Source organism: Rhizobium sp. 05L419 (genome assembly GCF_056397845.1).
Map to the genome: position 1 here is coordinate 18,328 of NZ_JBFTOF010000010.1, position 24,321 is coordinate 42,648.

The following is a 24,321-nucleotide window of genomic DNA, read 5'->3' on the forward strand; positions in this document are numbered from 1 at the left end:
TTACTGTGCGTCTGATTTCGTGACTTTGTTCAGCCGCGACATGCCCATGGGATGACCGCTGTATCCCTTGACGCGGGCATTGAGCGCAATTGGCTCGAAACGTTCGAACATCGGCAGCACAGCAGGGCTTGCCGCTACGAACTTGTCCTGGATCTCCGTGATCAATGCCTGGCGCCGTACAGCGTCCCGTTCGGCATTGGCCTCATCGCGCAGTTTGCTGATTTCCGGGATATCCCATGCGGAACGCCAGACAAAATTGCCGGCGTTTTTCGCTTTTGCCGAGTTGTCCGGATTGTAGGCGAAATTATCCAGCGCGCCGAGGGCGGTCGGCATGTAGGCGGACGTTTGCGGGATAAGCAGATCGAAATCCCGCGCCCGATGTGCTGCGACGATATCGGCGCCATTGCCCTGCTGGATCGTCACCCGGATACCGACTTCGGCCAGATTGGCTTGAATGGCGGTCGCCATATCGACCCGGGGGGCCTGCGAAACGACCTTGAGCGTCAGATCGAACCCATTGGGATAGCCTGCTTCCGCAAGCATCTTTTTCGCCTCTTCGGGATGAAAGCCCCAGTCCGGGTTCTTGATGGCGCCGGCCCAGTCTGCGGGGACAGGCACGTTGCGAGCTAGGCCATAGGCACCGACGATCGTTTTCTCGATGCCGGCATAGTCTATGCTGTTGGCAATCGCCTTGCGGACCAGGGGCTTAGCAAGCTCCTCGCGGCCGGCGTTCATCGACAGCACGTAAAACCCGCCCGTCTGAACCCGATCGATGGCGAAGCCCTCCTTATTCTGGAAGTAACCGATGTCGGAGGCGCTGAGCGCATTGGCGATATCGATGTCTCCGCGCTCCAGCATGAGCCGGGCAGCCTGGCTTTCTGGAACGTGGCGCATGATAACACGGCGTAGAGTGGGCACGCCTTGCCAATATTCCTTGTTTGCCTCCAGCATCACCAGATCGTTGGGTGTCCAGCGCCGCAGCGTGAACGGACCGGATCCGGCGGTGTTGGTCCTCAGCCATTCATTTCCATAGTCGTCATTGCTGACGTGCCTTTGCACTTCGACGCTATCGACCACGCTGGCGACGCCCATCGACATCCGGTACAGCAGAGCTTCGGGAATGACAGATTTCGGAACCGCGATCCGGAATGTCCGCTCGTCGATCGCCGAGACCATGCTTTCGATGTTGTCCTTGGTGTAGCCGGCCGTCTTGAAGTTGGCGGCGGAGGCCTGGTCAAGCTTCATCAAGCGCACCAGCGAGAACACCACGTCACTCGCCGTTACCGGGTTTCCGGACGCGAACTTGGCCTCGCGCAGATGAAAGGTGATCGAATCGTCGGCGATATCCCACTTTTCCGCAAGCTGCGGTGCGATGGCATTGCCATTTTGATTGTCGGTATAGACCAGACGATCATAGGTGTTCGTCAGGATCTCGATCGTCTTTGCATCGACACCCTGCTGCGGGTCCAGCGACAGGACTTGCACCAGCGAGGTACCGATCACCAGCTGGTCATCCGGCGTGGCCGCGAGCGTCACCGGCGCATGCGTTGCAAAGAGCGAAACGGCCAGCGCCAGACCGATGGGCTTCCAAAAAGATTTCACAATTCCTCCACTTCTGATACTTCTAACGTTAATGCATCATTCGTATCTCATCATATGACTTACGTTAAGTGATGAACGCTTGCAAGCCCGTTAAGCTCCAGTGAAACCAAATGCCGGGGAAGAATGAATGAAGAATAGTGGCAAAGTGGAGACCCACCGTCGGCAACGATTGGCGCAGGTTGTGATTGACACCCTACGCGAACGCATCGTGACGGGCGACCTGACGGAGGGCGACCAATTGCCGACGGAGGGTCAGCTCGAAACCGAGTTTGGCGTGAGCAGAACGGTGGTGCGCGAGGCGATCGCCGAACTCAGGGCGGGCGGACTGGTAACGCCACTCCAGGGCAAAGGCGTTTTTGTAGCAAAACAGCAGCCTGGCCGTCAGCACGCCAGCCTGACCCCCAGTGAGATCAAAAGCATCCCGGAAACACTGGAATTGCTGGAGTTTCGGATTGCAGTGGAAGCGGAGGCCGCGGCGATTTCGGCCTACCGGCGCTCACCGCATCAGGAAGAAGCCATCCGTGCAGCCAATCAACAAATGATCGCGGACATCAAGGCCGGCAACCCCACGGTGGACGCTGATTTCGCGTTCCATCTCGCCATCGCCCAGTCCACGGACAACCGCTACTACATCGAATCAATCGCCCGTTTCGGTGCGCGCTCGATCCCGCGCAGCCAGTTTCCGACACTGCCCGATACCAGCAATGTCGATTATCTCATGGGCATTGCCGCCGAACACGACCGGATCATCGAGGCAATCGCAGACCAGGATCCGGATGCTGCGCGCATCGCCATGCGCGACCATCTTGTGAATAGCCAGAAGCGATATCGCCGTCTCGCGCGATAACGTCTCGACAGTCGCTATAATTCATATTATGTCATACGTCTTAGGCAAAAGAGGCATGACATGTATATTGGAACACAACTCGCCGCACGAGACGACGACGATTATCGGGTTTGGGCCCAGCTCGGCATTAAGCACATTTGCGCCGATCCTGAAGGACCGCTTGGAACATGGACGCTCGATGACTTGAACCGTCTTCGTGACAAGGTGGAGAGCTTCGGCCTGACACTCGACATGATCCAGCTGCCGCTCCCCTCCAGCCCGATCGAGACCGCGACCTACCCCGATATTCTATTGGCCGGACCGGGTCGCGATCGACAGCTCGACAGCCTATGCGCCCTCATCGAGAATCTGGCAAAAGCCGGCATTCCCGCAGCCAAGTACAATCTCAATCTCATCGGCATTCCGCGCACGCCGGACGAACCGGGCCGTGGCGGCTCGCTGAACGCCTCGTTCCGCTGGGAGAAGATCGACCAGTCCGCGGCTCCCGGCCTTGCCGGCGCGCTGTCGGAAGACAAAAACTGGGAGCGGATCGACTATTTTCTGTCCCGCGTCGTGCCGGTCGCAGAAGCGAGCAAGGTCCGGCTCGCCTGCCATCCGCATGACCCATACACCCCGCCGGGCTTCAAGGGTGTCACCCGCGTGCTCGGCACGGTCGAAGGCCTCAAAAAGTTCGTCACCATGCACGAGAGCCCCTACCACGGCCTCAACTTCTGCCAGGGTACCGTTGGCGAGATGCTCGACAATCCGCGTGACGAAATCGAGGACGTCATCCGCTGGTTCGGCAGCCGGAAGAAGATCTTCAACCTTCATTTTCGCAACATTCGCGGCAGGAAGCTCTCCTTCATGGAAACCTTCCCGGACGAGGGCGACATGGATATGGCCCGTTCGCTCAAAGTCTACCGGGACACAGGCTACGAATACATGATCATGCCGGACCACGTGCCCGCGATCAGCGGGCGCGATCCGCAGGGCGTCGCCTTCGCCTTCTGCTACGGCTACACGGCCGCCCTGCTTCAGGCCCTTGACGCCTACTGAGCTGTTCTCCTCTTCGTCTTCTCCCCTGCCTTTTCAAAAGGACCCTTTTTCATGTCTCCCAATGAACTCAAGATAGCGCTCGGTAGCGGCCTGCTCTCTTTCCCGGTCACCACGTTCAAACCGGATCTCAGCATCGATGAGGAAGCCTACCGTACCCATATCGACTGGCTCGATGGATTTGGCGCCGCCGTGCTGTTTGCGCCCGGGGGCACCGGCGAGCTTTTCTCGCTGACACCAGCAGAAGTGGCCTCCGTCACGAAAATGGCCAAGACCTCAGCCGGTAAGACGCCGATCCTCGGAGGCGCCGCCTATGGCACGGCCATGGCCGTGGAGATGGCCAAGGCAGCCGAGGCGGCCGGTGCCGACGGTATCTTGCTGTTGCCCCCCTATCTGATGTTCTGCGAACAGGAAGGGTTAGTCGCCCATGTGGAAGCGGTGTGCAACGCGGTTGGAATCGGCGTCGTTGTTTACAACCGCGACAATATCGTCCTTACCGCTGACAGCCTGCAAAAACTCTGCGACCGGTGCCCCAACCTCATCGGCTTCAAAGACGGCTATGGTGAAGTCGATCGCGTGATCGAAATCACGACCAAGCTGGGAGACCGCATGGTCTATGTCGGAGGCATGCCGACCCACGAACTCTATGCGACGGCCTATTTCGCAGCCGGCGTCACAACCTACTCTTCTGCCGTTTTCAATTTCGTGCCTGAACTGGCCCAGCGCTTTTACGCAGCACTGCGCGCCGGTGATACGAAGACGACCGATACCATTTTGAAGAACTTCTTCTTCCCGCTGACCGCTCTGCGCAACCGACGAAAAGGCTATGCTGTTTCGATTATCAAGGCTGGATTGCAGGTCAGGGGCCGGCAGGCTGGCCCCGTTCGTCCTCCCCTGGTGAATTTGACGGCTGGCGAAATGGACGACCTCAAGGCGCTGGTCGACGCCAATCTCTAGTCGGGAGCAGTCGCGCTCCTTTCAAACAAGCAGCTCGGAACGGGAAAAATGATGTTTTCGCACGATCGCAAGGACTTCGGTCCAGACTTTGTCTTTGGTGTCGCGATGGCCGCCCATCAGGTCGAGGGCGGACAGACCGATGGCAGGGGCTCGTCCATCTGGGACAGCTTCTCCGCCACGCCGGGCAATATCAAGAACGCCGAAAACGGCGTGGTTGCCTGCGACCACTATAACAGATGGGCGGAAGATCTGGATCTGATCCGGGACGGCGGCTTCGATGCATATCGTTTTTCCTTTTCCTGGCCTCGGCTTATCCCTGACGGGACAGGCGCCCTGAACGAAGCAGGATTCGATTTTTACGACCGTCTCATCGACGGCATGCTGGAGCGCGGTATCAAACCATTCGCGACGCTCTACCATTGGGACCTACCAAGCGCCCTGCAGGACAAGGGCGGCTGGATGAACAGGGATACGACCCGGGCTTTCGCAGATTATGCCACGCAGATCACACGGCGTTTCGGCGACCGGCTGGCCACCACCGCCACCCTCAACGAGCCTTGGTGCATCACGATCTTGAGCCATTTTCTCGGGATACACGCACCGGGCTATCGCGACATCCGCGCCACATCCCGTGCGATGCACCACGTCTTGCTCGCTCACGGCCTAGGCATCGAAGCGATGCGGGCGGAAGGCGGCAAAAATCTTGGCATCGTCGTCAACATGGAAAAATGCGAACCGCTGACGCAATCTTCGGAGGACGCGGTGGCCGCTGAACTCGGCGACGCGATCTTCAATCAGTTTTTCCTCGACGGTGCTGTGAAAGGTCAGTATCCGAAGCTCGTTACCGACAGAATCGAGCAATATCTGCCGGCGAACTGGCAGGACGATTTCGATCCGATTTCCCGCCCATTGGACTGGATCGGTCTCAACTACTACACGCGATCCCTTTACCAATCTGATCCGACTGTTCCCGTCTTTCCCTTCCGTCAGTCCAGAGGCGAGCTTGAAAAGAACGATCTCGGCTGGGAAACTTATCCACAAGCACTGACAGAGTTTCTCAAACGTGCTTCCCATCGCTACCCCGGACTTCCGATCTATGTCACCGAGAATGGCATGTCGGATAGCGACGACGGTAGGCGCATCGATTTCTTCGACAGGCATTTCAGTGCTATCCGCGATGCTCAGGCGCAAGGCGTCGATGTCAGGGGTTACATGGCTTGGACTTTGATCGACAACTTTGAATGGGCCGAAGGCTACGGTGCAAAGTTCGGCATCGTCGCCATGGATCCGGCGACGAGAGATCGAACGCCCAAAAACAGCTATCGGGCGTTTCAGAAAATGCTCCGCCGATAGGCCCAAAGGTCCAGCTGGCAAAGTCTTCCATATGAACGCCGGCAGATTGCTTGGCGCGGCGGAATAAAACTCTGCCAGTAGAGGCTCTCCTCTTTTTGAGGTGGCCGAGGATGTTTGTCGTGGAGAGCTACGCCGCCGTTCACCGTTTCGTATTTGTTGAAGGTCACAGTCGCCGAGAGGTCGAGAAGAAATGGCTCTCGCTGTGATAGAGAGGCATATCTCTCAAGCCCAGGCGGCGCAGATCTAATGGTGTCTCGGCCAAGATCGTCGCCCGCTGGGTCGAACGTTTCAAGGCCGGTGGTCGCCAGGCCCATGCTCGATCGCTCTTCGCGGCCGCATGCCGGGCCTCGTTCCGGTTTTGGCGGGGGCATCAGCACGAGAGGACTGCAGGTAACCGCCCACGATGATGTCCGCGGAATTGACGAACGCTTGAACTCATGGATTTTGGGCGCCTTTGCGGTTCAATGTGATCGAGTAGACGCTGGTCGTGGCAGTAATGAAGAGTTGATGCTTTGCGTGACCGCCAAAGCAGAGGTTCGAGACCAGCTCCGGAACAAGTATCTTTCCCATCRGGCAACCGTCCGGGGAAATGCAGTGCAGGCCATCAGCCGCCGAGGACCACAAATTGCCGTCGCCATCAATTCGGAAACCATCTGCACATCCTGGGCTGATGCGGTGGAACACATCTCCGCCGGAAAGCGCTCCGCCCAAGCCAACATTGAAAACCCGAATATGCTGTGGATCGGATCCGAACATGCGCCCGGTATCTGCGACGTAGAGGCGGGTTTCATCGGGACTGAAGGCGAGGCCGTTCGGGCAGCTAAAGTCCGTCAGTACTGCCTCAATTGCTCCAGAAGGATCGACACGGTAGACGTGGCAAGGCAGTTCCTGCTCGGCTCGAAAACCTTCGTAGTCCGTCATGATCCCGTAGTGCGGATCGGAAAACCAGATCGAGCCGTCCGATTTTACCACCACGTCATTGGGCGAGTTCAGGCGCCTGCCCCGGTAGTTGTCAGCCACTACAGTGACGGAACCGTCGAGTTCCGTTCGCGTCACGCGCCGGGTGCCATGTTCGCATGTCACGAGCCTGCCCTGCCTATCCCGGGTGTTGCCGTTGGCAAAGTTTGACGGCTGCCGGAACGTCGAGACGCCTGCGCCTGGAGACCAGCGAAGGATACGATCATTCGGAATGTCGGAAAAAAGGAGGCATCCCGCATCACCGAACCAGACCGGACCTTCTACCCAGTCAAAGCCGGTTGCAATCTGTTTCACCGGCGCATTGCCGAGCACGTACCGGCCAAACAGCGGATCCACCACCTCAAAGAACGACATGCTGGCTTTCCCTTCCTAGAAGCTGTGAGATACTATCGATACCAGCCGATAGCATTGATATGAATGGTCAACGGTGCATTCACGCTTGGAGGTCTGCCCGCGGGATAACCCAATAGGTTGCCGCCAAGACCGGCTTGAAACTGTCGCTCAGCGGAACGGCAACATCCGGTTCTGCCGATCTCGCAGAAAACAAAGGCGGCCCTGATCTGGATCACGCCGCCTTTTTTCTTTGTCAGAAGGCCTCGCGTTGGAATTCAGATGAAGACAATCTGCGCCTTCATCGCCTGACTCCGGTCGCTCGCCAGTTCAAAGGCTGTGACGGCTTCCGACAGAGGAAGCGTGTGGGTGATCAGCGGCTTCACGTCGACTAGACCCTTCTGCATGAGTCCAACTCCTGTCGCGAACTCCTCATGGAAGCGGAAGGATCCGCGCAGATCCAGCTCCTTGGCCGTGATGGCCATCATCGGAACGTGCATATCCCCGCCGAGGCCTAGCTGGACGATCACCGCCCGCGGCCGCAGAGCCGCGATGCCCGCAGCCAGTGCGGGCGCGGCACCTGAGCATTCGTAGAGGACATCGAACGTGCCCTTGCCGGCCGCATAAGGGGTCAGCGCGTCGGGTTCGCTGCCCATATTGATCGTCCGGTCGGCGCCGGCCTTGCGGGCCAGCGACAGGGTGAAATCGGAGAGGTCTGTCGCAAGGATCTCGGCTGCACCAGCGCGGCGCGCGGCGAGGATTGCCAGAACGCCAATCGGCCCACAGCCCGTCACCAAAACTCGTTTGCCCAGCATTTCTCCGGCCCGGCGAGTTGCGTGGAGGGTCACAGCCAGCGGCTCGGCCATCGCCGCCTCTCCGGGGGAAAGGCCATCGGCGGGCACGCACTGAATGGCATCGGCTACCAGAACTTCCCGGAAGGCGCCTTGGATATGCGGAAACGGCATGGCACTGCCGTAGAACCGCATATTGAGGCACTGGTTGTGCAGTCCCTCCTGGCAGTAGCGGCAGGTCCGGCACGGACGGGAGGGCGAAACGGCAACGAGCTGCCCCAACTCCAATCCTTCAACATCCGGCCCCAGGGCTTCCACATGCGCGGAAACCTCGTGTCCGAGGATCATCGGCTCGCGCAGCCGGACCGCGCCGAAGCCGCCGTGATTGAAATAGTGGAGATCGCTGCCGCAGATTCCACCAGCCGCAAGGCGAAGGCGCACCTCTCCGGCGCCTGGCGCCTCAACCGGACGCTCCTCGATGCGCAGATCTTTCGCGCCGTGAACAACGATGGCTTTCATCGCGGTCTCCTCAAAGGACTGGCGTCAGCAGGGGCTGACCGGAAAAATGCGCGGTGAGATTGTCGCGCACCAGTTGCCCCATGGCCTTGCGGGTCTCGATGGTTCCCGAGGCGTGATGGGGTTGCAACAGGACATTGTTCAACGCCAGAAAGCGCGGATTAAGCGACGGTTCACCCTCGAACACATCAAGAGCGGCTGAGCCGAGTGCACCGCTTTCGAGCGCGGTCAGCAATGCCTCCTCATCGATATTGGAGGCGCGCGAGATGTTAATCAACATCCCCTCCCCGCCCAGCGCCGCAATCACCTCACGGCCAACGATGTGACGGGTGACGGCGGAAGCAGACAGAGTGACAAAGAGAAAATCCGACCGCGCGGCGAGCGCGACAGGATCGGCGATGTACTCCCAATCGGACGCAAAATCCTTTGGCGCGACATCGGAGTAGGCGATCTGCATATCGAAACCCTGGAGGCGCTTCGCTACTTCATGGCCGATGCGGCCAAGGCCGAGCACGCCTGCGCTTCGTCCCCATACACGGCGCTTGAGCGGATAGAGGCCCTTTTCAGCCCAGCTTCCATCTTTCACCCAACTCTCCGCGCCGATCACACCGCGTGACTGGCACAACATCATCGCGACCCCCAGATCAGCCACATCGTTGGTCAGCACGTCGGGAGTATTTGTGACGCGAATACCACGTTCGCGGCAAGCTGCGAGATCGACGGCATCGAAGCCTACTCCGTAGACGGAGATCACCTCGAGTGCCGGGCAAGCCTCGATCATCGCTCGGTTCGCGCCGAGTTCGCCCCTTGTGGCGATGGCTTTGACACTTGGGCCGACAGAGGCGAGGAAGCCCGCCTTGTCATCGGCCTCGAAATACCGATGGACCGCAAACGCGGCATTCAGGGGCGCTTCGTCCCATTCCGGATAGGGTCCGACCTGGAGGATTTGGTGCTTGTTCATTTCTAGTACCCGTCCCTTGACAATTAATGTTATCGATAACATAAAGGCTGCTATCGAGAATGTCGAGATGAAAAGTGGAGAGAAATATGGAGCGAGGCCTGTTTGATTTGACCGGGCGTAGGGCGCTCGTTACGGGCTCCTCGCAAGGGATCGGCTTTGCCCTTGCACGTGGCCTTGCCGACGCAGGCGCGGAGATCGTGCTGAATGGGCGCAATCCCGACAAGCTGGCCGAGGCTGCGAAAAGTCTTGGTATCGGCACGCATCAGCTGATTTTTGACGCCACCGACCATGAGGTCGTGCGAGCGGCGGTGGATAGCTTCGAGGCGAGCAACGGTGCTATCGACATTCTCGTCAACAATGCGGGCATGCAGCACCGCGCGCCACTTGAGGATTTTCCAGCGGACGCTTTCGAGCGGCTCTTGCGCACCAATGTTTCCAGCGTTTTCAACGTCGGACAGGCGGTTGCGCGACATATGATCAAACGAGGCGCCGGCAAAATCATCAATATTGCGAGCGTTCAAACGGCGCTGGCCCGGCCGGGCATTGCGCCCTACACCGCGACCAAGGGCGCGGTTGGCAATTTGACCAAGGGAATGGCGACCGACTGGGCAAAATACGGACTGCAATGCAATGCGATCGCGCCAGGCTATTTCGACACACCGTTGAACGCGGCCCTCGTCTCAGACCCCGCCTTCTCGGGCTGGCTGGAAAAGCGCACCCCGGCCGGCCGCTGGGGCAAGGTCGAAGAACTGGTGGGCGCCTGCATCTTCCTCGCCTCAGACGCATCCTCTTTTGTGAACGGACACGTGCTCTATGTTGACGGCGGCATCACAGCCTCTCTCTGAGGCAACACAGCGACTGGTGTTGATGGGTGTTGCCGGATGTGGCAAGTCCTCTGTCGGTGTCGCGCTCGCAGCCCGACTGGCGGCGACCTATGTCGACGGAGATGATCTGCATCCGTCGGCAAATATCGAGAAGATGAGCCGCGGCCTCGCTTTGAACGACACGGATCGCTGGCCGTGGTTGACGCTTGTGGCACAAGTGCTGGCCACGCCTGGAGGCCCGCTGATCATCGGCTGCTCAGCCCTCAAGCGAGTGTATCGTGCCCATATCACGCTAAGCGCGGGGGTGCCTGTCACCTTCATCCACCTTGCCGGCACGCCCGACGTTATCAAAGCGCGAATGAACGCCAGAAGAGGCCATTTCATGCCGCCCGGTTTGCTGGCGAGCCAGTTCGCGGCGCTGGAACCACCGGAAGCGGACGAAAGCGCGATCGGCGTGAATATCGATCGTCCACTCGGCGCGATCGTTGATGACATCATTGCCCAATTGGGAGGAATGGAAATATGACAAACAAGGTTGCATTGATCGGCGCAGGCGCGATGGGCGGTGCCATCGGCACTCGGCTCGTGGAAACCGGCAATCACCTGACGGTCTTCGATCTGGATAAGGCAAAGGTGCGCGAATTGGTAGACAAGGGCGCCACGGCGGCGGCGTCCGCCGCTGAGGCTGGAGCCTGTTCGGACTATATCATCCTCAGCCTCAATTCTGCGAAAATCGTGCGGCTCGCCGTCTTTGCCGAGGGAGGCGTCGCCGACGGCGCCAAGCCTGGAACGCTCATCATTGACATGTCTTCGATTGATCCTGAAGCCACGAAAGCGCTGGCATCCGATGCGGCGGAGAAGGGTCTGCGCTGGGTCGACAGCCCCCTTTCCGGTGGAGCTCCCAGGGCATTGGTCGGACAGCTCACGCTCATGGCCGGTGGCACGGAGCAGGATGTCGCAGACGCGCACCGGGTTCTGCAACATGTCGCCTCGAACTACACGCATATGGGTCCATCGGGCGCCGGCCAGACGACGAAGCTGATCAATCAGGTCCTCTGCGGGTTGAATTTTCTGGCAGTGGCCGAAGCAACTCAGTTGGCGCTCGACGCTGGCGTCGATGCAGCGAAGATCCCGCAGGCGCTGAAAGGCGGGCGAGCCGACAGTGCGATCCTGCAGGAATATATGCCGCGTTTCGTCACGAGGGATTACCGGCGCACCGGCCGGATCGACAACATGGTCAAGGATTTGAACGGCGCTCAGGATCTGGCGCGCCGCACCAATACGGCGATGCCGCTGACGGCAACCTGCGCCGAAGTGCATCGCATGCTCACCGCCGCCGGTCTCGGCGGTGAGGATCAGGCCACTCTGATGGAATTTTTCAAGGGACCCAACAAGGACATCATACAATGATTACACGCTACGCCCTCTTCGAAGGAAAAGTGAAGGACGGCCAGACGGAGGCGTTTCGAGCTGCCGTCCTGGAAGATATCCTACCGAAATGGAAGGCCTTTCCCGGTGCGCTCGATGTGCGCGTCACCTTCGCAGATGCCCGCGATGAGGGCGCACCGGAAATCCCCATGATCCTCGCGATCAACTATCCCGACCTTGGAACCGTCGAAGCGGCGCTGGCAAGCCCCGCCCGTGCTGCCGCCAAGGCAGCAACGGAAGAGGTGCTGGCCCGATTTTTCGACGGCCGGATCCACCATCATGTCACCCAGGCAAATGAGTTTCCACTCTGAGACCATACGACGACGCCGACCGGCGGCGCCTCAAGGAGGCGCCGTTTCTTCTCGTCTATCAGCTCCGAAAAGCAGCCACACTCAGCTACTGAGCATCGCACTCAAGCTCCAGGGGTGCAACAACGCGCTTGCAATCATGAGTCAAACTCGGTGTAGTGTCTCTGATAACGATAACATGGATGCAAATGCAGAATATCCGCAAACCACCAACCATGGCGGACGTCGCTCGTAAAGCTGGGGTATCGCCGATGACGGTCTCCCGTGCCTTCAAGCGGGACACTTCCGTCAGCCAGGACACGCGCGAAGCCGTGCTGAGAGCCAGCGAGGAGCTTGGCTACGTCTTTGACAGCACTGCGTCCAATCTGCGATCGCAACGAACTGACTTTGTGGCAGTGACCATCCCTTCGATCAACAATGCCAACTTCGCCGATACGGTGCGGGCACTGTCTGACGGCCTGTCGGGCAAGGGCCTGCAGATCCTACTCGGCTACACCAACTACGACGTTCGTGAAGAGGAGCGGCTGATTGAGCAGCTTCTGCGGCGCAAGCCGGAAGCGATTGTGGTTACGGGCGGGAAACACACGCCCCGTTCACGGAAGCTTCTTTCGAACGCCGGAATCCCCGTCGTCGAAACCTGGGACCTGCCCGATGAACCAATTGGACATGTAGTCGGGTTTTCGAATGCCCTCGCGGTTCGTGAGATGGTCGATCATTTCGTCGCCGTCGGCTACCGAAAGATCGCCTTCATCGGGGGCGACGCCGACCGCGACACAAGGGGTACAGATCGCCGGGCCGGTTTCATCGCAGCGATGAAGGATCATGGACTGGACGCGTCACGCCTGATCGCCGCCGGACCGCCGCCGATTTCAATGCGCGAGGGTGCAAACGCTATGGGGTGGTTGATCGAACACTTTCCCGACACCGAGGCGGTAATCTGCGTGTCCGACCTTTCCGCCTTCGGCGCGCTCACGGAATGCCAGCGGCGCGGCGTCACAGTGCCCGAAAAAATTGCCGTCGCAGGATTCGGCGACTACGAGATCGGCGCAATCTGCGTTCCAAGTTTGACGACGATCAACGCGTTCGCGGCTGAGATCGGGACAAAGACAGCGCAACTCATTCTCGACGTTCTGGATGGGGTACTGACGGACGAAAACGCACGGGTGACGATCCAGCCAGACCTTATTTTGCGACAGACCAGCCGCTAGAGATCAGCGACGAGGGCTTGCGTGTGGCGATGGGGTCGCTTCCATTTGGGCTTCGGCGAGGACGCCCACCCTTACTACCTGCATAGTGCTAAACAACCGAAGACGACAATACCGCAGCGCCGCGTCTGGCGCGGCGCTGAAACTACCTTCATTCAGACCACCAGGCGCTATCCGGTGGTTGCGATACATCATCGACGTGGCCTACCGGTTGCCTACCTGACGTCGGCCTTCACAAACTGGCGCAGTTCCKGTGTCGTCGGATTGGCAAACAGCTCGATGCGGGACGTCGGTAATATTTCCGAGGAACCGCGACAGAGGGTTAGGCACGCCATAGACGAGCTCGGATATCTGCCCAACAGCCTCGCCGGGTCACTGAGCTCCCGAAAGAGCCGAATGGTGGCAGTAATTATCCCCTCGATCAGCGATATCGTCTTCTCTGAAGTACTGAGGCTAAACGCGGTCCTCAGGCCCAGAGGCTTTCAGACATTTATAGGGGAGTCCCATTTTGATCCCTGCATCGAAGCCGACCTGCTGCGTGCGATGCTATCGTTCCAGCCGGCGGGACTTTTGCTGAACGGCGGCATGGCGCGGAACCAGGATTCGGAAAGGCTGCTGGAAAAACGCAACTGCCCGGCCATTCACCTTTGGGACTACAACAACAGTGACCTCGATTTCTGCGCCGGTCCTTCGCACGAGGAGGCGGGATAACTGGTCGCGACCCACTTTCTCAAGCGCGGCTTAAAACGCATCGCTTATATCGGCGCCGAATTGGATAAGGACCTTTGCGCGCCCGCAGTCGGTATCTCGCGCTGCGATCTTCGCTTGGCGCCGATGCGTGGATCTAGTCAGTATGATTTGCGAGGAAAAGCCGAGACAGGCGGAAACAGGATGCACTTTGACGCAGCAACTGATGAGAGCCCATCCGGGCATTCAGGCTATTCACTTCCTGAACGACGCCATGGCGCTGGGGGGATTGTCGTATTTGCATGGAGCCGGAATAGCTGTCCCAGACCAGGTTTCAGTGGTGGGATTTAACCGTACACCCATTCCCAACACGGTGCGCACTCGGCTCACCACGGTCGACATGCCCAGGGCCGCGATCGGTGAGATGGCGGCCCTGGCGCTATTGAACATACTTGCGAACGCGCCTGTGAACAGGTCGTGGCGAGCAGCGCTACAATTGATTTAAGGCAATACGACTATGGAAATATAAGTTGTCGGTGCTCAAGCCTACTCTTTTGTCCACCTGACGTACTCGATAGAAAAATGGGCGCCATTCGCGGTGCCCATTGATCGGCAGGGCTGTTACATCTTGCCCCAGAGTTTCTTGTACTCGTCGCGGTAGCCATTGTCCGGATCGAAGCTGTTTTTCGGCCCGCCGTCGAACTCGACATTGTCGGATGTGACGACGTGGAGCGGCGACAGGTAGCCCGACCACTTTTCGCCGGCAAATGCACGGTTCAGTTCGTCGACAAGTTGCCAGCCCTGCAGGTTCAAAGGCTCGGCAACCGTCACTTTCTGGAACTGGCCGGCGCGGATGCGCTGATAGGCCGATTCCGAGCCGTCTCCGGCCGCGACGTTGATCGGTGCATCCGTGCCGCCCTTACCGGCGGCTGCGAGAGACGGACCCATGAAGTCGAAATAGAGGTCGTTGATAGCCAGCGAATGGGTCCACTGGTCGCCGTATTTCTGCAGCAGCGACGTCGTCAGCTGCGGCATGCGCTGCGAGGTCTCGGCGATCGGCGTATCGACATATTCGAGAACAGTGCCACCGAGAGCCGCGATCTCGGCCTTCATCTTGTCGGCCTTGGCGATGGCGATCGCGTACGTGCTGTCGGTGAAGATGATCACGCCCGGCTTGCCCTTGGCATCGACATAGGCATAGTCGGCCGCGGCCTTGGAGACTTCCATGGCATCGGTGCTGACATTGGCGAAGAGGCCGGTCTTGGGATCAGGGCCGATGACGGGGCCTGCATGCCATGCAACCAGTGGAATGCCGGCAGCCTTTACTTGTTCGAGGGCCGGAGCCTGTTCGATGGCATCGAAGCCGTTGATGATGATGCCGGCGGGTTTCAGGGCCAATGCCTGGCCGAAGGCTGCCGTCCGGCCGCCGATCGAGCCTGCACCGTCCAGCACCTTGACCTCCCAGCCAATGGCCTTCGCAGCTTCCTCGACGCCGGTGGTGACACCGAGGATGCCACCGTTCTTCAGGTCGGCGGCGAGCACGACGATCGTCTTGCCCTCCTGCGCCTTCGGACTTGCCCTCGGTCCGTCCCAGGCGGTGACGCGGGTGGCGTATTTGTCCGCTACGGCCTTGGCGTCGGCCATGGCATCGGCGAGCGCCGGTCCTGCCAGCATCAGCGCCAGCATGACGGCCGAGCCCTGGATCAGAGTTCTGCGTTTCATGGTTCTTCCTCCCTTTGAAGATGGTGCGTTTCGCACGATCGGTTCCCTCAGTTTTTCTGTGTCTTGGCGAGCTGCGGGCCAGGTGCCGCCGCTTTACCCGCAGCGCCCCTCTTGCGCTGGGCATAACCGGCAATGCCGATGGCGACGAGCAGGGTGACGCCGTTGAAGAGCGGCTCGACGAAGAACGAACCACCGATCTGCTGGATGCCGGAAATCCCAACCGCCAGAATGATGACGCCGGTCATCGTGCCCCAGACATTGACGCGGCCGGGCTTGATGGTGGTGGAACCGAGAAAGGCGCCGACGAGGGCCGGCAGCAGGTATTCCAACCCGACGCTGGCCTGGCCGATGCGCAGCTTCGAGGCGAGCAGGACGCCGGCAAGCGCTGCCAGCGTTCCCGAGGAGACGAAGGCGCCGATGACGTAGCGGCGAACCGGGATGCCGTTCAGCGCGGCAGCCTTCGGATTGGCGCCTATGGCATAGACGTAGCGGCCGATCGGCAGGTATTCGAGGATGACCCAGAGCGCGACGGCGATGGCGATCACGTAGAAGCCGGTGATCGGCAGGCCGAAGACCATAGTGCCGTTGAGCGCATAGAAACCTTGCGGCAGAACACCGACCACCTGCCGGCCACCGGTATGCCAGAGCGCCAGCGCGTATAGAATGGTGCCGGTGCCGAGCGTGGCGATGAAGCTGTCGATGCGCGCGACCTCGACGAGAAGGCCATTGAGAAAGCCGGTGAAAGCGCCGAGCGCCAGAACGATGATAACGGCAATCGGCCACGGAACGCCGAACATCGTCTGCAAGCTGATCGCCAGAATATGCCAGAGCACTATGCCGTAGCCGACCGTGAGATCGATGCGGCCGGATGCCATCGGGATCATTGCCGCCAGCGATAGCAGAGCAATGATCGCCTTGTCGGAAACGATCGAGCGCAGGTTAAGCAGCGTTGGGAAGGTGCCCGGCAGCAGGATTGAGAACAGCACGATCAGGCACGCGGTCAGGATTACCAGGCCGTAGACCGGAATATAGCGGGCGATTTTCTGGCCCAGTGTGAGGCCTGCCAGTTCGCCGCGGGTCGGCTCGAGGGCGGTGGATTCGATCGATTGCATGGTTCTAGCTCCCGTGGTCTCTTATGCGGCTTCCGATGCCGACGCGGCGGAAATGACGGCGGATGTGGTCAGGGCCTCGCCCTGAAGTTCGGCAACGATGCGGCCGCGCGAAAATACCAGCGCGCGATGGCAGATATGGGCAATTTCCTCGAAATCGGTGGAAACGACGACGACGGCCAGGCCTGCTTCGAGCGCCCGGGCGATCAGCTTGTAGATCTCGGCCTTGGCGCCGACATCGACACCGGCGGTCGGGTCTTCGGCAACCAGCAGCTTGCGGCCGGTCACCAGCCAGCGGCCGACGACGACCTTCTGCTGGTTGCCGCCCGACAGTGCCTCGATCGGTAGGTTCTGGTCGTTCGGGCGCAAGCCCACGGTTTCGCCGATCTTGCGCGCCTGCTCGGCCTCATCGGTCGGAGACAGGAACGAGAACAGGCCGCGACCGGATGCGCCGGGGTTGATGAAGGTGTTTTCCCTCAGTGACAGCGACATGGCAACGGATTCCTCCGTGCGGTCGCGCGCGATCAGCCCGATACCAGATTTCATCGCCGCCACGGGGTTGGAAAGGTCCGGCGTCTCGCCGTTCAGGTGTATTGTGCCGCCAAAGGCCTCGCAGCCGAACAGGGCGCGGCCGATCAGCTCCTGTCCGGCGCCGCGCAGGCCGACAAGGCCCAGAAGTTCGTTCTGGCGAATATCGAACGAAACCGGGCCGGTGCCGGCGCAGATCAGATTTTTCGCCGCAAGGACTGTCTTGCCCGGCGTGCAGGCGGCCTTGACGAAAAGCTGGTTGGCCGGGCGGCCGACGATCATCTCGATCAGGTCGTCCGGCCGCGTCTCGCTGACCGGGCGCTGTCCGACCAGCTTGCCGTCGCGCAAAACGGCGACCCTGTCGGCGATGCGGAATATTTCGTCCAGTCGGTGCGACACGTAGATCATGCCGACGCCGCGCTCTTTCAGTGGGCGGATAGCGTTGAACAGCCGTTCAACCTCGTCGGCCGGAAGACTGGCGGTCGGTTCGTCGAGCACCAGAACGTCGGCCTCGACGGCAAGGGCGCGAGCAATCGCAACCAGCGATTTTTCCGTGCGGGTGAGATCCTGCACGCGGGTGCTCGGGTCGAAGTCGCAGCCGACCAGTTCCAGCGCCTCGCGCGCCCGGTCCTCGGTGCGGCGCCAGTCGATCATACGTGAGCGCATGGAAAAACCCTGCGCAAGGCCGACATTCTCGCCGACCGTCATCCATTCGATCAGGCCGAGATCCTGATGGATGAAGGCGACGGGCTGACGCGTGTTGGGTTTGGGGGGGCGATGGGTGTAGGGCTCGCCGCGAAACAGGATCTGGCCCCCATCGGGCTTGTAGATGCCGGCAAGCGTTTTGATCAGGGTCGATTTTCCGGCGCCGTTCTCCCCGAGAAGGGCGAGGATTTCGCCTGGGAGTAGATCGATGGACACGCCCTCCAGCGCACGGGTGCCGCCAAAGATCTTGGTAATACCCTTGAATTCGATGAGTTTGCGATTGTCCATCTCTGCTCCTCCGAAAGCTCAGCGACCACGAGACACTATGTTATCGATAACATCGGCGTCAAGCGATAAATCTGCTTTGCGGGGCGCAAATGTCTACCAAACGTTGGAGCTTCACTTTTGGTCGCCGACGCATCACCAAGGCCGGCGTCGACGAGTTGCACCATGTGCCGATCTATCTATGACACACTGAAACTGCGGCTCAGATCGCAGCCCCTCATCCATGGCGACGAGACGACGGTTCAGGTATTGAAAGAAAATGACAGAGAGGCCACCAGCCGATCGTGCTTCTCGATTATCAGCCGGGCCGCGGCCAGATTTACCCGCAGGCATTCCTGATGAGCGACGGCTATTCCGCATGCCGCACGCTGGAGGGGCAACCGATCTTGGATGCATGGTCCATTCCCGACGGCGCTTTGTCGACGCCCTCAAGGCAAGCAAGAAAGGTGACGGACCGCCGGAGCAGGCTCTCCGGTTCTTCGAGCAGTTCTACCGCGTTGAAAGGCAGGCGCGGGACAAAGAGCTGGAGGACGGCGAAACGCAAGCCGACGGCATTCGCCGCTTTCGCCAGCAACACAGCGTGCCCATTCTGAACGCTCTCAAGTCATGGCTTGACGACATCGAGCCGAAGGTCCCGCCTGACAGCAAGCTCGGCGATGCCGTCTCCTATACCCTGAACCAGTGGGAATATCTGACGCGCTGGAGCCAAGGCCAGCACCGTCGTCTACAGCGCGATGCCGCCCTGCCGGGCCGCTGGCATCGAGCCGTTAGCCTGGTTGCGCCACGTTCTCACCGAGTTGCCTCAGCGCACCGAAGCCGCTGATATCACCGGTCTTCTGCCCTTCAACTTCGCCAAAGTCACAGCAGCCTGACCCAACGTAACGCATTCGTCCGAAAGCAATCGGTCATCGCAAGAGACGTCAACGTGCGTGGAAAAGAGCGCTTAGGCTTGAAGGTGCGCGTTATACTTCGCCAAAGCGAGAGCGTTGATCGCATGACGATGCCGATCCTTCAGGTTGCCAGTTGCAGCTATGCAGTTAGAATTTGGTTGCAGCCGTCGGGATTCCCTGGTTTGCCTGCGAGCGCACCTGCTTTAGGTTCTCGCCATAAGCCGCCTCATAGCGCTCCGGGTCTGTGAGTGTTGTATCGAGTTCCATCATGGCGCCGCCGGCGTTTCTGGCGTCGAGCAGGGACACGGTAACCAGGGGRCCGCAACCCTGAAACAACTTGTTGTTGGCGCTCAGCGGATCATAGAGCGCAGCCGATAGAAACGGGCCTTTCGGATAAGTCGAATTAGGGGACTGATAGGAGGGAGAGGCACCGGCATTCGTCCAGTCTTCGGCCAGCGGTTTGGCTTTCACCGCGCCGAACAGGCCGCTGCAATTCTGGCCCGAGGGCGTGTACCAGCCCGAAATCGTGCCGGTCTGCAGCGCCTGCACATAGGGGCCCGTCGGCGGGCCGTATTTTTCAGTGACCTTGGCAAAGATCTCCTCGGGCAGGACGGTATTTTCAGGCACATAGACGCGCCGCCACATGGCGACGACGCGGTCGGCGGCGGATGGTGGCTCGTCGAGCAGAGCTATGAGCTCCAGCCCGTCTTCGGATATGAAGAGCTTTCCCGATGACATCGGCGTGCTGATCTGGGTGCCATCAGCGGCTCCGAAGGCGCGTTTGCCCTGCAGGACGCGGCCGACTTTCATTTCGTTGCGGACGATCGCCTCGGCCTCGGTTAAAGTCATGCCTAGACGCAGGCCGACCATATCAGGCCCATAGGCCCCGGAGGCGATTGCGGGGGCGGTCGTCGCTGTCTTGCTTTCGCGGAATTCGTCGAAGAGTTTTGTAAGCGGGGACGGGCTGGCTGATGCGACCTCCTGCAGCGGTTTGCCGTCTTCGTCTCGGACTTTGAAATCGACGAGTTTCGCATCGAAGGTCACGAATTCGGTATCGGGCTTGGCCACGGGTGTGGGAAGGGTCATGGCCTGCGAGAGCGCGGCCAGAATATCCTGCGGCAGCAGATCGCGTGGGCTCGGCGGTGCATGCGACCATGTGGCACCGTCTATATCAAGGCTGAGCGTGACATCCACCTTCATGCTATCGCCGAGCATATCGACCACGAGCCCCGGAAGATCCTGAGCGAAGCGGAAGGAAACGTTCAGCGGATCGCTGAAGCCGAGGCTGAGCGGCATCTTGCAGGCGCCGCCGACCGATTGTGTCGCGTTGACGCTTGCCGCTGCGGCCTTTAGCGCGATGCATTGCGAATGCTGTTGCGGGCTTTCCTGCCCTGCGGTTCGCCGCCGCTCACAGCTGCCAAGCTCCGAATTGATCCCCATCAGCAGATTGAGGCTTTCCGAGAGACTCTCTAGTCCGCCGAAGCAGTCGAGATTGGTCCAGGCTATGCCGGCTTGTCCCTTGCGGATCTCCGCCTGTCGGTGCAGCGTCACGCGGGCGGGAAGCGAAGGTTGTTTTTCAGCCGACCAGGCGATGAATTGCGGGCCGAGTTCTGCGGCCTCCTTCGGGCTCGGTTCGCGTTTGCCGACGGCGAAGAAACGATCGTCGGGGGCTGCGCGGAGCTGGTTTTCCCGCTCCCATTGCCGCGTGACTATAAAGGCCATCGTCTGTTTGGAGAGCTTGTCGCCGACAGCGCGGGCCGCCAGCAGGTCAATTGCGCCGCTGTCCAGCGAGAGCGGGCCGGAAGAGGCTCTGCCCGGCGCGGGAGCGCTGGTGAATGCGTCGCCGAGCGGTTGAATCTGGTCGTATCTGTTGGAGTAGATCACATCGCCGCCGATGGCGGTGACGGACATCGATTGCGGCTCCAGCGTCACGAGCAGGACGGGGCGACCGTCGTCCGTCGCGGCGAGCTTTGCGGCACCAACCTTGAAGAGGGTCTGAGCATGATAGGGGGTTGCATGGCCGACCAGAACCTCCAGAGGCACGGTGGAGGAATAGACCGACGCCCGGTTCGGGAAGGCAAGGAGTACGGGCTGATTATAGACGGAGACGCTGAGCAATTGATCGGGCTGATAGTGCTCGGCGGCCAAAAGCGTCTGCAGTCCGGAGCCCGAGGGCACATTGCCCTGCAGCATGGCAAAGACCTTGCCTGTGGGGGCAGTCGTTTCGCCCGTTTGCGGCGAGATCAGCTGTGCGTCACCAAGGCCGGCGGCATAGGCGCTCGCCCAACGCAGGAAGGCTGCCCTGCTTTCGACGGTCAAGGCCGCGCCGCCACGGGGGAAGAACGGATGGTGCGCATCCGTTGCGCCAGGCTTGCCGACCGCGCCCGTGTCGTAGGCGGTCTGGTCGCGCGTGGCGATGGTTTGCCAGCACCACTGGAATTCATCTTCCGGCGTTTGCGCCCCGGCCGCGGCAAGAAGCTCGACGCAGAGAAACTCGCTGTCGAGCGGGACCGGCTCGCCTATGGCGAGCTTTGCGGGGGAACCCCCAGCGAGATAGGAGGCGGCGTCGTTCTGAATTGGAAAGTCATAGAGCTTGGAGCGCAGGTCCGACGTATAGAGGCTCAGCGCATCCAGCCGGTATCGGGTGGCGGCCGAGGTGCCGTCGACGCTTTCGACAAGCACGTGCGCCACGATCCGCGCCGAGCGACCCTGGCCCAAGGCACCGAGCATATCTTGTGCTTTTGATGGTGGAAGCGGCCAGTCCAATCTGTCCGGGAGCTGAAAGTCGGGCATGGCCCGCAGGCCGCCGGATTGCATATGGTCTGTGATGTTGAGGGAATCGACGAGAAAGGCCCCGCGCGCGTTGTCATAGGGCCGAACATGGACTTCCCCTGAAAAGTAGAAATCGAAAGGCGCCTTTGGCGCAAGGCCGGTGATCGACTTCTCATAGCGGGCTTGAAAACTCTGACGCGCCTGCGCCTGGGCAAATTCGTCATTGCCTTTCCACACGCCGGGGAACTGGCCCATCACCTCATTTCTGGCCCGTTCCGTCAGATAGGCCCCCGCCAGTCTCGTCTCGGTAAAATTGTCGAGTGGTCCGGGTAACAGTGCGCCGAGACGCACGAGCTCGAAGAATTTGTCGCTTTGGCGCACGTCGATCACCGTGTGCCCGGCGACATCAAGCAAGTCCCAAGGCTCAATGCCACGCGGTGGATGGCCAAGGATCGCGAGAGGGTCACTCTTTGCCGGCGCGCCGTGATTGAGCGCGGAAACATCGAAGGAGTGGAGCTGCGTCGTCAGCGCGTCGTCGTAGATGGCAAGGCTTTTCAGCCGTGTGGCAATCGTCAGGGTCTCGGCATTGCCCTCGGTGGCTTCCAGGACTGCCAGCAGGCGTACGCGCCGGGGCGACTGCGGGTCTGTAAGCGCGCGGATTTTCTCCACCGCCTGTCGCGCCGCGCTGTCGCTCGCCGGCCAGAATAGCGGCTTCGGCAAGTCGAAGTCGGGCCGCAAGGTGATGCCGCCCGACTGCTGACCCGACATGGATGTGTCGTTGAGGTGAAGGGTTCCGATGTCAGGTAGGCGGAAGCCGCCGCGCGCGGCATCATATTTCGGAAGATTGAACTCGTAGGTATAGGCGAACTGGAAAGGCAGCTTCGGCGCCATTTTCCGCAGCGGCTCTGCATAGCGGGCAAGAAATGCGTTGCGCGCGTCCTGCTGCTCGAATTCGTCATGGCCGGGAAAGCTGTCTCCGTCGGTCCGCAGCGGGTTGCCATTGGCGAGAAAACGACCGGAATAATAGGCCGCGTTATCGCTGTAGCTCTTCCTCTCCTCGATATAACTCGGCCGTATCCCAAGTATCATCAGGTCGATGAAGGACTCCTCATCCACGCTTTCAGGATGATTGAGCACGACGAGCCCGTTCCAGACGAACAGCCGTTGCGGCTGTACCCCGTCTGCGTCGGGGTGCAGAAGGGCGTCGACCCTGTAGGCCGAGGCCTTTGCCCGAGAAGCGCCGGAGCCCACACCGGAAGGCGAAGCACCTTGGTCCCTGTCGGTGCCGGCTGGGTCGATGCCTGCATCTGGTTGCTGCGAGAAAGCGGGCGCGGTCGGCGACTGACTGTCTCCGACGGCACTTCCGCCTGCATATTGCAGTTCCCGCATGCGGTCCAAAAATGCCTGCTGAAGACAGTCGACATCGTTGCCGCAGGCATCACGTTGCTCCAACCAATTCCGTTGTTCCTGACGGATTTGGTTTGCCTCATCGGGGGAGGACGCCGCAGCACGTACCGCGACGTAGGACTTGGCCATTGCCATGTCGAGGGCCGCAAGAGCGGGTACCCGGCATATGGTTTTTTTCGCCGCACCTTTGGCGCGACGACAATCGAAACTGGGCTGGACCGCCGATTGAGGCCCGCCTTGAACCTTTCCCACAGCAGTATCCGCCTGGCGGCGCTGAGGTCGCGGTGGAACTCTGAGAGGTTCGAGATCAGGACCTGGAGGCAAGCCCATCAAGCCCTGAATCAACCTGTCGATGCCTGCCGCCGGGGCCGTCGTTGGAATGGCCAACACCAGAAGAAGCGCTGTCAGAGCTGCCGCAATCAGCGCTTTGCCACATTGCCGCAGATCAATCGGGACAAGAAAGGCAAATAAATCGTGCCTTTGCATCGCATCTATCCAAACCCATAAGACAGGAAACGAACCTTGCCTCGCAGCTTTCAGCGTGAACAATGCGAGGAATTAGATCTCCGACCAAGACGCTCTTCAAAGCCGGCTTTCGACCTGCTTCCAAGCAGTCGGCGCGCCCCATCACATTTCTCGTGTGTGTCTTCCACGGACAGCGTCGATCTTGAAGTGAAGCAGAAGGCTCATGCATCTTCATTTTAGCGAGCGCGTGGCATTCTTTACTTCGGATTACCGCTTTTCACACTGAGTGTCGATTGCTCCTTACGGATGAAAGCGAAATACACAGTTCGGAATAGAGATGGCAGCAGCGTGTCGATCAATCGTTCATAGTCGCCTCGCGATGCGAGAAGGCCGCCTTGCGGCGACGGGCAGCAGGTCCTCGTCGAAGAAGGCAAAAGCGCTCGGAAAACTCCTGTCCAATGCACCAAGGCGGCCCAACGGCCCACTTCATGCAGCAGGGATTGGTGTGTACTTCTTCGATGAGCGCGGCTGCTCGCCCTAAATCACCATTCGCGATGAGCGATGGGCAAAGAACCCGCGGGAGGGGCCACCTGACCAAGCCAACGCTTTGCCCTTAAAG

At 60.1% G+C, this 24,321-nt stretch carries 19 protein-coding genes and 2 pseudogenes; 13 read left to right on the plus strand and 8 right to left on the minus strand.

Annotation, left to right across the window (positions count from 1 at the left end; genetic code table 11):
* Nucleotides 1–1,602 carry an ABC transporter substrate-binding protein gene (locus AC1DMK_RS14765; RefSeq protein ID WP_477859933.1) on the minus strand — a complete coding sequence of 534 codons (1,602 nt, stop codon included), beginning with the start codon at nucleotides 1,600–1,602 and terminating at the stop codon, nucleotides 1–3.
* Between the two features lie 127 nt (nucleotides 1,603–1,729).
* Here AC1DMK_RS14765 and AC1DMK_RS14770 point away from each other — a divergent pair, with 127 nt between their 5' ends.
* The 5 genes and pseudogenes from AC1DMK_RS14770 to AC1DMK_RS14790 all read left to right on the plus strand — a co-directional run.
* Nucleotides 1,730–2,449: a FadR/GntR family transcriptional regulator gene (locus AC1DMK_RS14770; protein WP_477859935.1), complete on the plus strand. Its 720-nt coding sequence runs from the start codon at nucleotides 1,730–1,732 to the stop codon at nucleotides 2,447–2,449.
* Between the two features lie 60 nt (nucleotides 2,450–2,509).
* Entirely contained in the window at nucleotides 2,510–3,484 is a 975-nt protein-coding gene (locus AC1DMK_RS14775) for a mannonate dehydratase (RefSeq protein ID WP_477859937.1), read from the plus strand.
* Nucleotides 3,485–3,535: 51 nt separating this feature from the next.
* Nucleotides 3,536–4,438, plus strand: a complete 903-nt coding sequence (kdgD, locus tag AC1DMK_RS14780; RefSeq protein WP_477859939.1) for a 5-dehydro-4-deoxyglucarate dehydratase — start codon at nucleotides 3,536–3,538, stop codon at nucleotides 4,436–4,438.
* 51 nt (nucleotides 4,439–4,489) lie between these two features.
* A complete protein-coding gene (locus tag AC1DMK_RS14785) occupies nucleotides 4,490–5,791 on the plus strand; it encodes a GH1 family beta-glucosidase (protein WP_477859941.1) in 1,302 nt (433 codons plus the stop codon).
* 190 nt (nucleotides 5,792–5,981) lie between these two features.
* A pseudogene (locus AC1DMK_RS14790) lies at nucleotides 5,982–6,142 on the plus strand (leucine zipper domain-containing protein); the annotation flags it as partial.
* Between the two features lie 84 nt (nucleotides 6,143–6,226).
* On the opposite strand, the gene AC1DMK_RS14795 reads toward AC1DMK_RS14790, so the two are convergent.
* The 3 genes from AC1DMK_RS14795 to AC1DMK_RS14805 all read right to left on the minus strand — a co-directional run bounded on the left by AC1DMK_RS14795 (nucleotide 6,227) and on the right by AC1DMK_RS14805 (nucleotide 9,367).
* Nucleotides 6,227–7,123 (minus strand): SMP-30/gluconolactonase/LRE family protein, encoded by an 897-nt coding sequence (locus AC1DMK_RS14795; RefSeq protein WP_477859943.1) that lies wholly within the window; start codon nucleotides 7,121–7,123, stop codon nucleotides 6,227–6,229.
* Between the two features lie 254 nt (nucleotides 7,124–7,377).
* The gene (locus tag AC1DMK_RS14800; protein WP_477859945.1) at nucleotides 7,378–8,409 is read right to left on the minus strand and encodes an L-idonate 5-dehydrogenase; all 1,032 of its coding nucleotides are present in this window, start codon (nucleotides 8,407–8,409) and stop codon (nucleotides 7,378–7,380) included.
* Nucleotides 8,410–8,419: 10 nt separating this feature from the next.
* On the minus strand, nucleotides 8,420–9,367 hold the full coding sequence (locus AC1DMK_RS14805) for a 2-hydroxyacid dehydrogenase (RefSeq protein WP_037065119.1): 948 nt from the start codon (nucleotides 9,365–9,367) through the stop codon (nucleotides 8,420–8,422).
* An 86-nt stretch (nucleotides 9,368–9,453) separates the two neighbouring features.
* Between AC1DMK_RS14805 and AC1DMK_RS14810 the strand changes: the two genes are divergently transcribed.
* The 7 genes from AC1DMK_RS14810 to AC1DMK_RS14840 all read left to right on the plus strand — a co-directional run bounded on the left by AC1DMK_RS14810 (nucleotide 9,454) and on the right by AC1DMK_RS14840 (nucleotide 14,324).
* Nucleotides 9,454–10,212 carry an SDR family oxidoreductase gene (locus AC1DMK_RS14810; protein ID WP_477859947.1) on the plus strand — a complete coding sequence of 253 codons (759 nt, stop codon included), beginning with the start codon at nucleotides 9,454–9,456 and terminating at the stop codon, nucleotides 10,210–10,212.
* Nucleotides 10,181–10,717 (plus strand): gluconokinase, encoded by a 537-nt coding sequence (locus tag AC1DMK_RS14815; protein ID WP_477859949.1) that lies wholly within the window; start codon nucleotides 10,181–10,183, stop codon nucleotides 10,715–10,717. The genes AC1DMK_RS14810 and AC1DMK_RS14815 overlap by 32 nt, the downstream gene beginning before the upstream one ends.
* Complete coding sequence (locus AC1DMK_RS14820; RefSeq protein ID WP_477859950.1) at nucleotides 10,714–11,601, plus strand: NAD(P)-dependent oxidoreductase; 888 nt, start codon at nucleotides 10,714–10,716, stop codon at nucleotides 11,599–11,601. Before AC1DMK_RS14815 ends, AC1DMK_RS14820 begins: the two co-directional genes overlap by 4 nt.
* Entirely contained in the window at nucleotides 11,598–11,930 is a 333-nt protein-coding gene (locus tag AC1DMK_RS14825; RefSeq protein WP_037065122.1) for a hypothetical protein, read from the plus strand. The genes AC1DMK_RS14820 and AC1DMK_RS14825 overlap by 4 nt, the downstream gene beginning before the upstream one ends.
* Before the next feature lie 185 nt (nucleotides 11,931–12,115).
* Entirely contained in the window at nucleotides 12,116–13,135 is a 1,020-nt protein-coding gene (locus AC1DMK_RS14830) for a LacI family DNA-binding transcriptional regulator (RefSeq protein WP_037065163.1), read from the plus strand.
* 45 nt (nucleotides 13,136–13,180) lie between these two features.
* Nucleotides 13,181–13,843, plus strand: coding sequence for a helix-turn-helix transcriptional regulator (locus AC1DMK_RS14835; RefSeq protein WP_477859952.1), 663 nt, complete (start codon nucleotides 13,181–13,183; stop codon nucleotides 13,841–13,843).
* 187 nt (nucleotides 13,844–14,030) lie between these two features.
* Complete coding sequence (locus AC1DMK_RS14840) at nucleotides 14,031–14,324, plus strand: substrate-binding domain-containing protein (protein ID WP_477859954.1); 294 nt, start codon at nucleotides 14,031–14,033, stop codon at nucleotides 14,322–14,324.
* A gap of 116 nt (nucleotides 14,325–14,440) precedes the next feature.
* On the opposite strand, the gene AC1DMK_RS14845 is transcribed toward AC1DMK_RS14840, so the two are convergent.
* Genes AC1DMK_RS14845 through AC1DMK_RS14855 form a run of 3 tightly spaced genes read right to left on the minus strand, consistent with a single transcriptional unit; the run spans nucleotide 14,441 to nucleotide 18,171 of the window.
* Complete coding sequence (locus AC1DMK_RS14845) at nucleotides 14,441–15,541, minus strand: ABC transporter substrate-binding protein (protein ID WP_477859956.1); 1,101 nt, start codon at nucleotides 15,539–15,541, stop codon at nucleotides 14,441–14,443.
* Nucleotides 15,542–15,588: 47 nt separating this feature from the next.
* Nucleotides 15,589–16,653: an ABC transporter permease gene (locus AC1DMK_RS14850; protein ID WP_477859958.1), complete on the minus strand. Its 1,065-nt coding sequence runs from the start codon at nucleotides 16,651–16,653 to the stop codon at nucleotides 15,589–15,591.
* A 21-nt stretch (nucleotides 16,654–16,674) separates the two neighbouring features.
* Nucleotides 16,675–18,171, minus strand: coding sequence for a sugar ABC transporter ATP-binding protein (locus AC1DMK_RS14855; RefSeq protein ID WP_477859959.1), 1,497 nt, complete (start codon nucleotides 18,169–18,171; stop codon nucleotides 16,675–16,677).
* 174 nt (nucleotides 18,172–18,345) lie between these two features.
* On the opposite strand from AC1DMK_RS14855, the pseudogene AC1DMK_RS14860 reads away from it, so the two are divergent.
* Nucleotides 18,346–19,040: pseudogene (locus AC1DMK_RS14860) on the plus strand (IS66 family transposase); the annotation flags it as partial.
* Nucleotides 19,041–19,205: 165 nt separating this feature from the next.
* Here the strand turns inward: AC1DMK_RS14860 and AC1DMK_RS14865 are convergent.
* Nucleotides 19,206–23,366, minus strand: a complete 4,161-nt coding sequence (locus AC1DMK_RS14865) for a lysozyme inhibitor LprI family protein (protein ID WP_477859961.1) — start codon at nucleotides 23,364–23,366, stop codon at nucleotides 19,206–19,208.
* Nucleotides 23,367–24,321: the final 955 nt, after the last annotated feature.

Excerpts from the sequence above, each read along its gene's own strand:
- AC1DMK_RS14770 (WP_477859935.1), top strand. The coding sequence starts at position 1,730 with ATGAAGAATAGTGGCAAAGTGGAGACCCACCGTCGGCAACGATTGGCG.
- AC1DMK_RS14830 (WP_037065163.1), top strand. The coding sequence starts at position 12,116 with ATGCAGAATATCCGCAAACCACCAACCATGGCGGACGTCGCTCGTAAA.
- AC1DMK_RS14825 (WP_037065122.1), top strand. The coding sequence starts at position 11,598 with ATGATTACACGCTACGCCCTCTTCGAAGGAAAAGTGAAGGACGGCCAG.
- AC1DMK_RS14775 (WP_477859937.1), top strand. The coding sequence starts at position 2,510 with ATGTATATTGGAACACAACTCGCCGCACGAGACGACGACGATTATCGG.
- AC1DMK_RS14810 (WP_477859947.1), top strand. The coding sequence starts at position 9,454 with ATGGAGCGAGGCCTGTTTGATTTGACCGGGCGTAGGGCGCTCGTTACG.
- AC1DMK_RS14815 (WP_477859949.1), top strand. The coding sequence starts at position 10,181 with ATGTTGACGGCGGCATCACAGCCTCTCTCTGAGGCAACACAGCGACTG.
- AC1DMK_RS14855 (WP_477859959.1), bottom strand. The coding sequence starts at position 18,171 with ATGGACAATCGCAAACTCATCGAATTCAAGGGTATTACCAAGATCTTT.
- kdgD (WP_477859939.1), top strand. The coding sequence starts at position 3,536 with ATGTCTCCCAATGAACTCAAGATAGCGCTCGGTAGCGGCCTGCTCTCT.
- AC1DMK_RS14845 (WP_477859956.1), bottom strand. The coding sequence starts at position 15,541 with ATGAAACGCAGAACTCTGATCCAGGGCTCGGCCGTCATGCTGGCGCTG.
- AC1DMK_RS14820 (WP_477859950.1), top strand. The coding sequence starts at position 10,714 with ATGACAAACAAGGTTGCATTGATCGGCGCAGGCGCGATGGGCGGTGCC.
- AC1DMK_RS14785 (WP_477859941.1), top strand. The coding sequence starts at position 4,490 with ATGTTTTCGCACGATCGCAAGGACTTCGGTCCAGACTTTGTCTTTGGT.
- AC1DMK_RS14850 (WP_477859958.1), bottom strand. The coding sequence starts at position 16,653 with ATGCAATCGATCGAATCCACCGCCCTCGAGCCGACCCGCGGCGAACTG.
- AC1DMK_RS14800 (WP_477859945.1), bottom strand. The coding sequence starts at position 8,409 with ATGAAAGCCATCGTTGTTCACGGCGCGAAAGATCTGCGCATCGAGGAG.
- AC1DMK_RS14805 (WP_037065119.1), bottom strand. The coding sequence starts at position 9,367 with ATGAACAAGCACCAAATCCTCCAGGTCGGACCCTATCCGGAATGGGAC.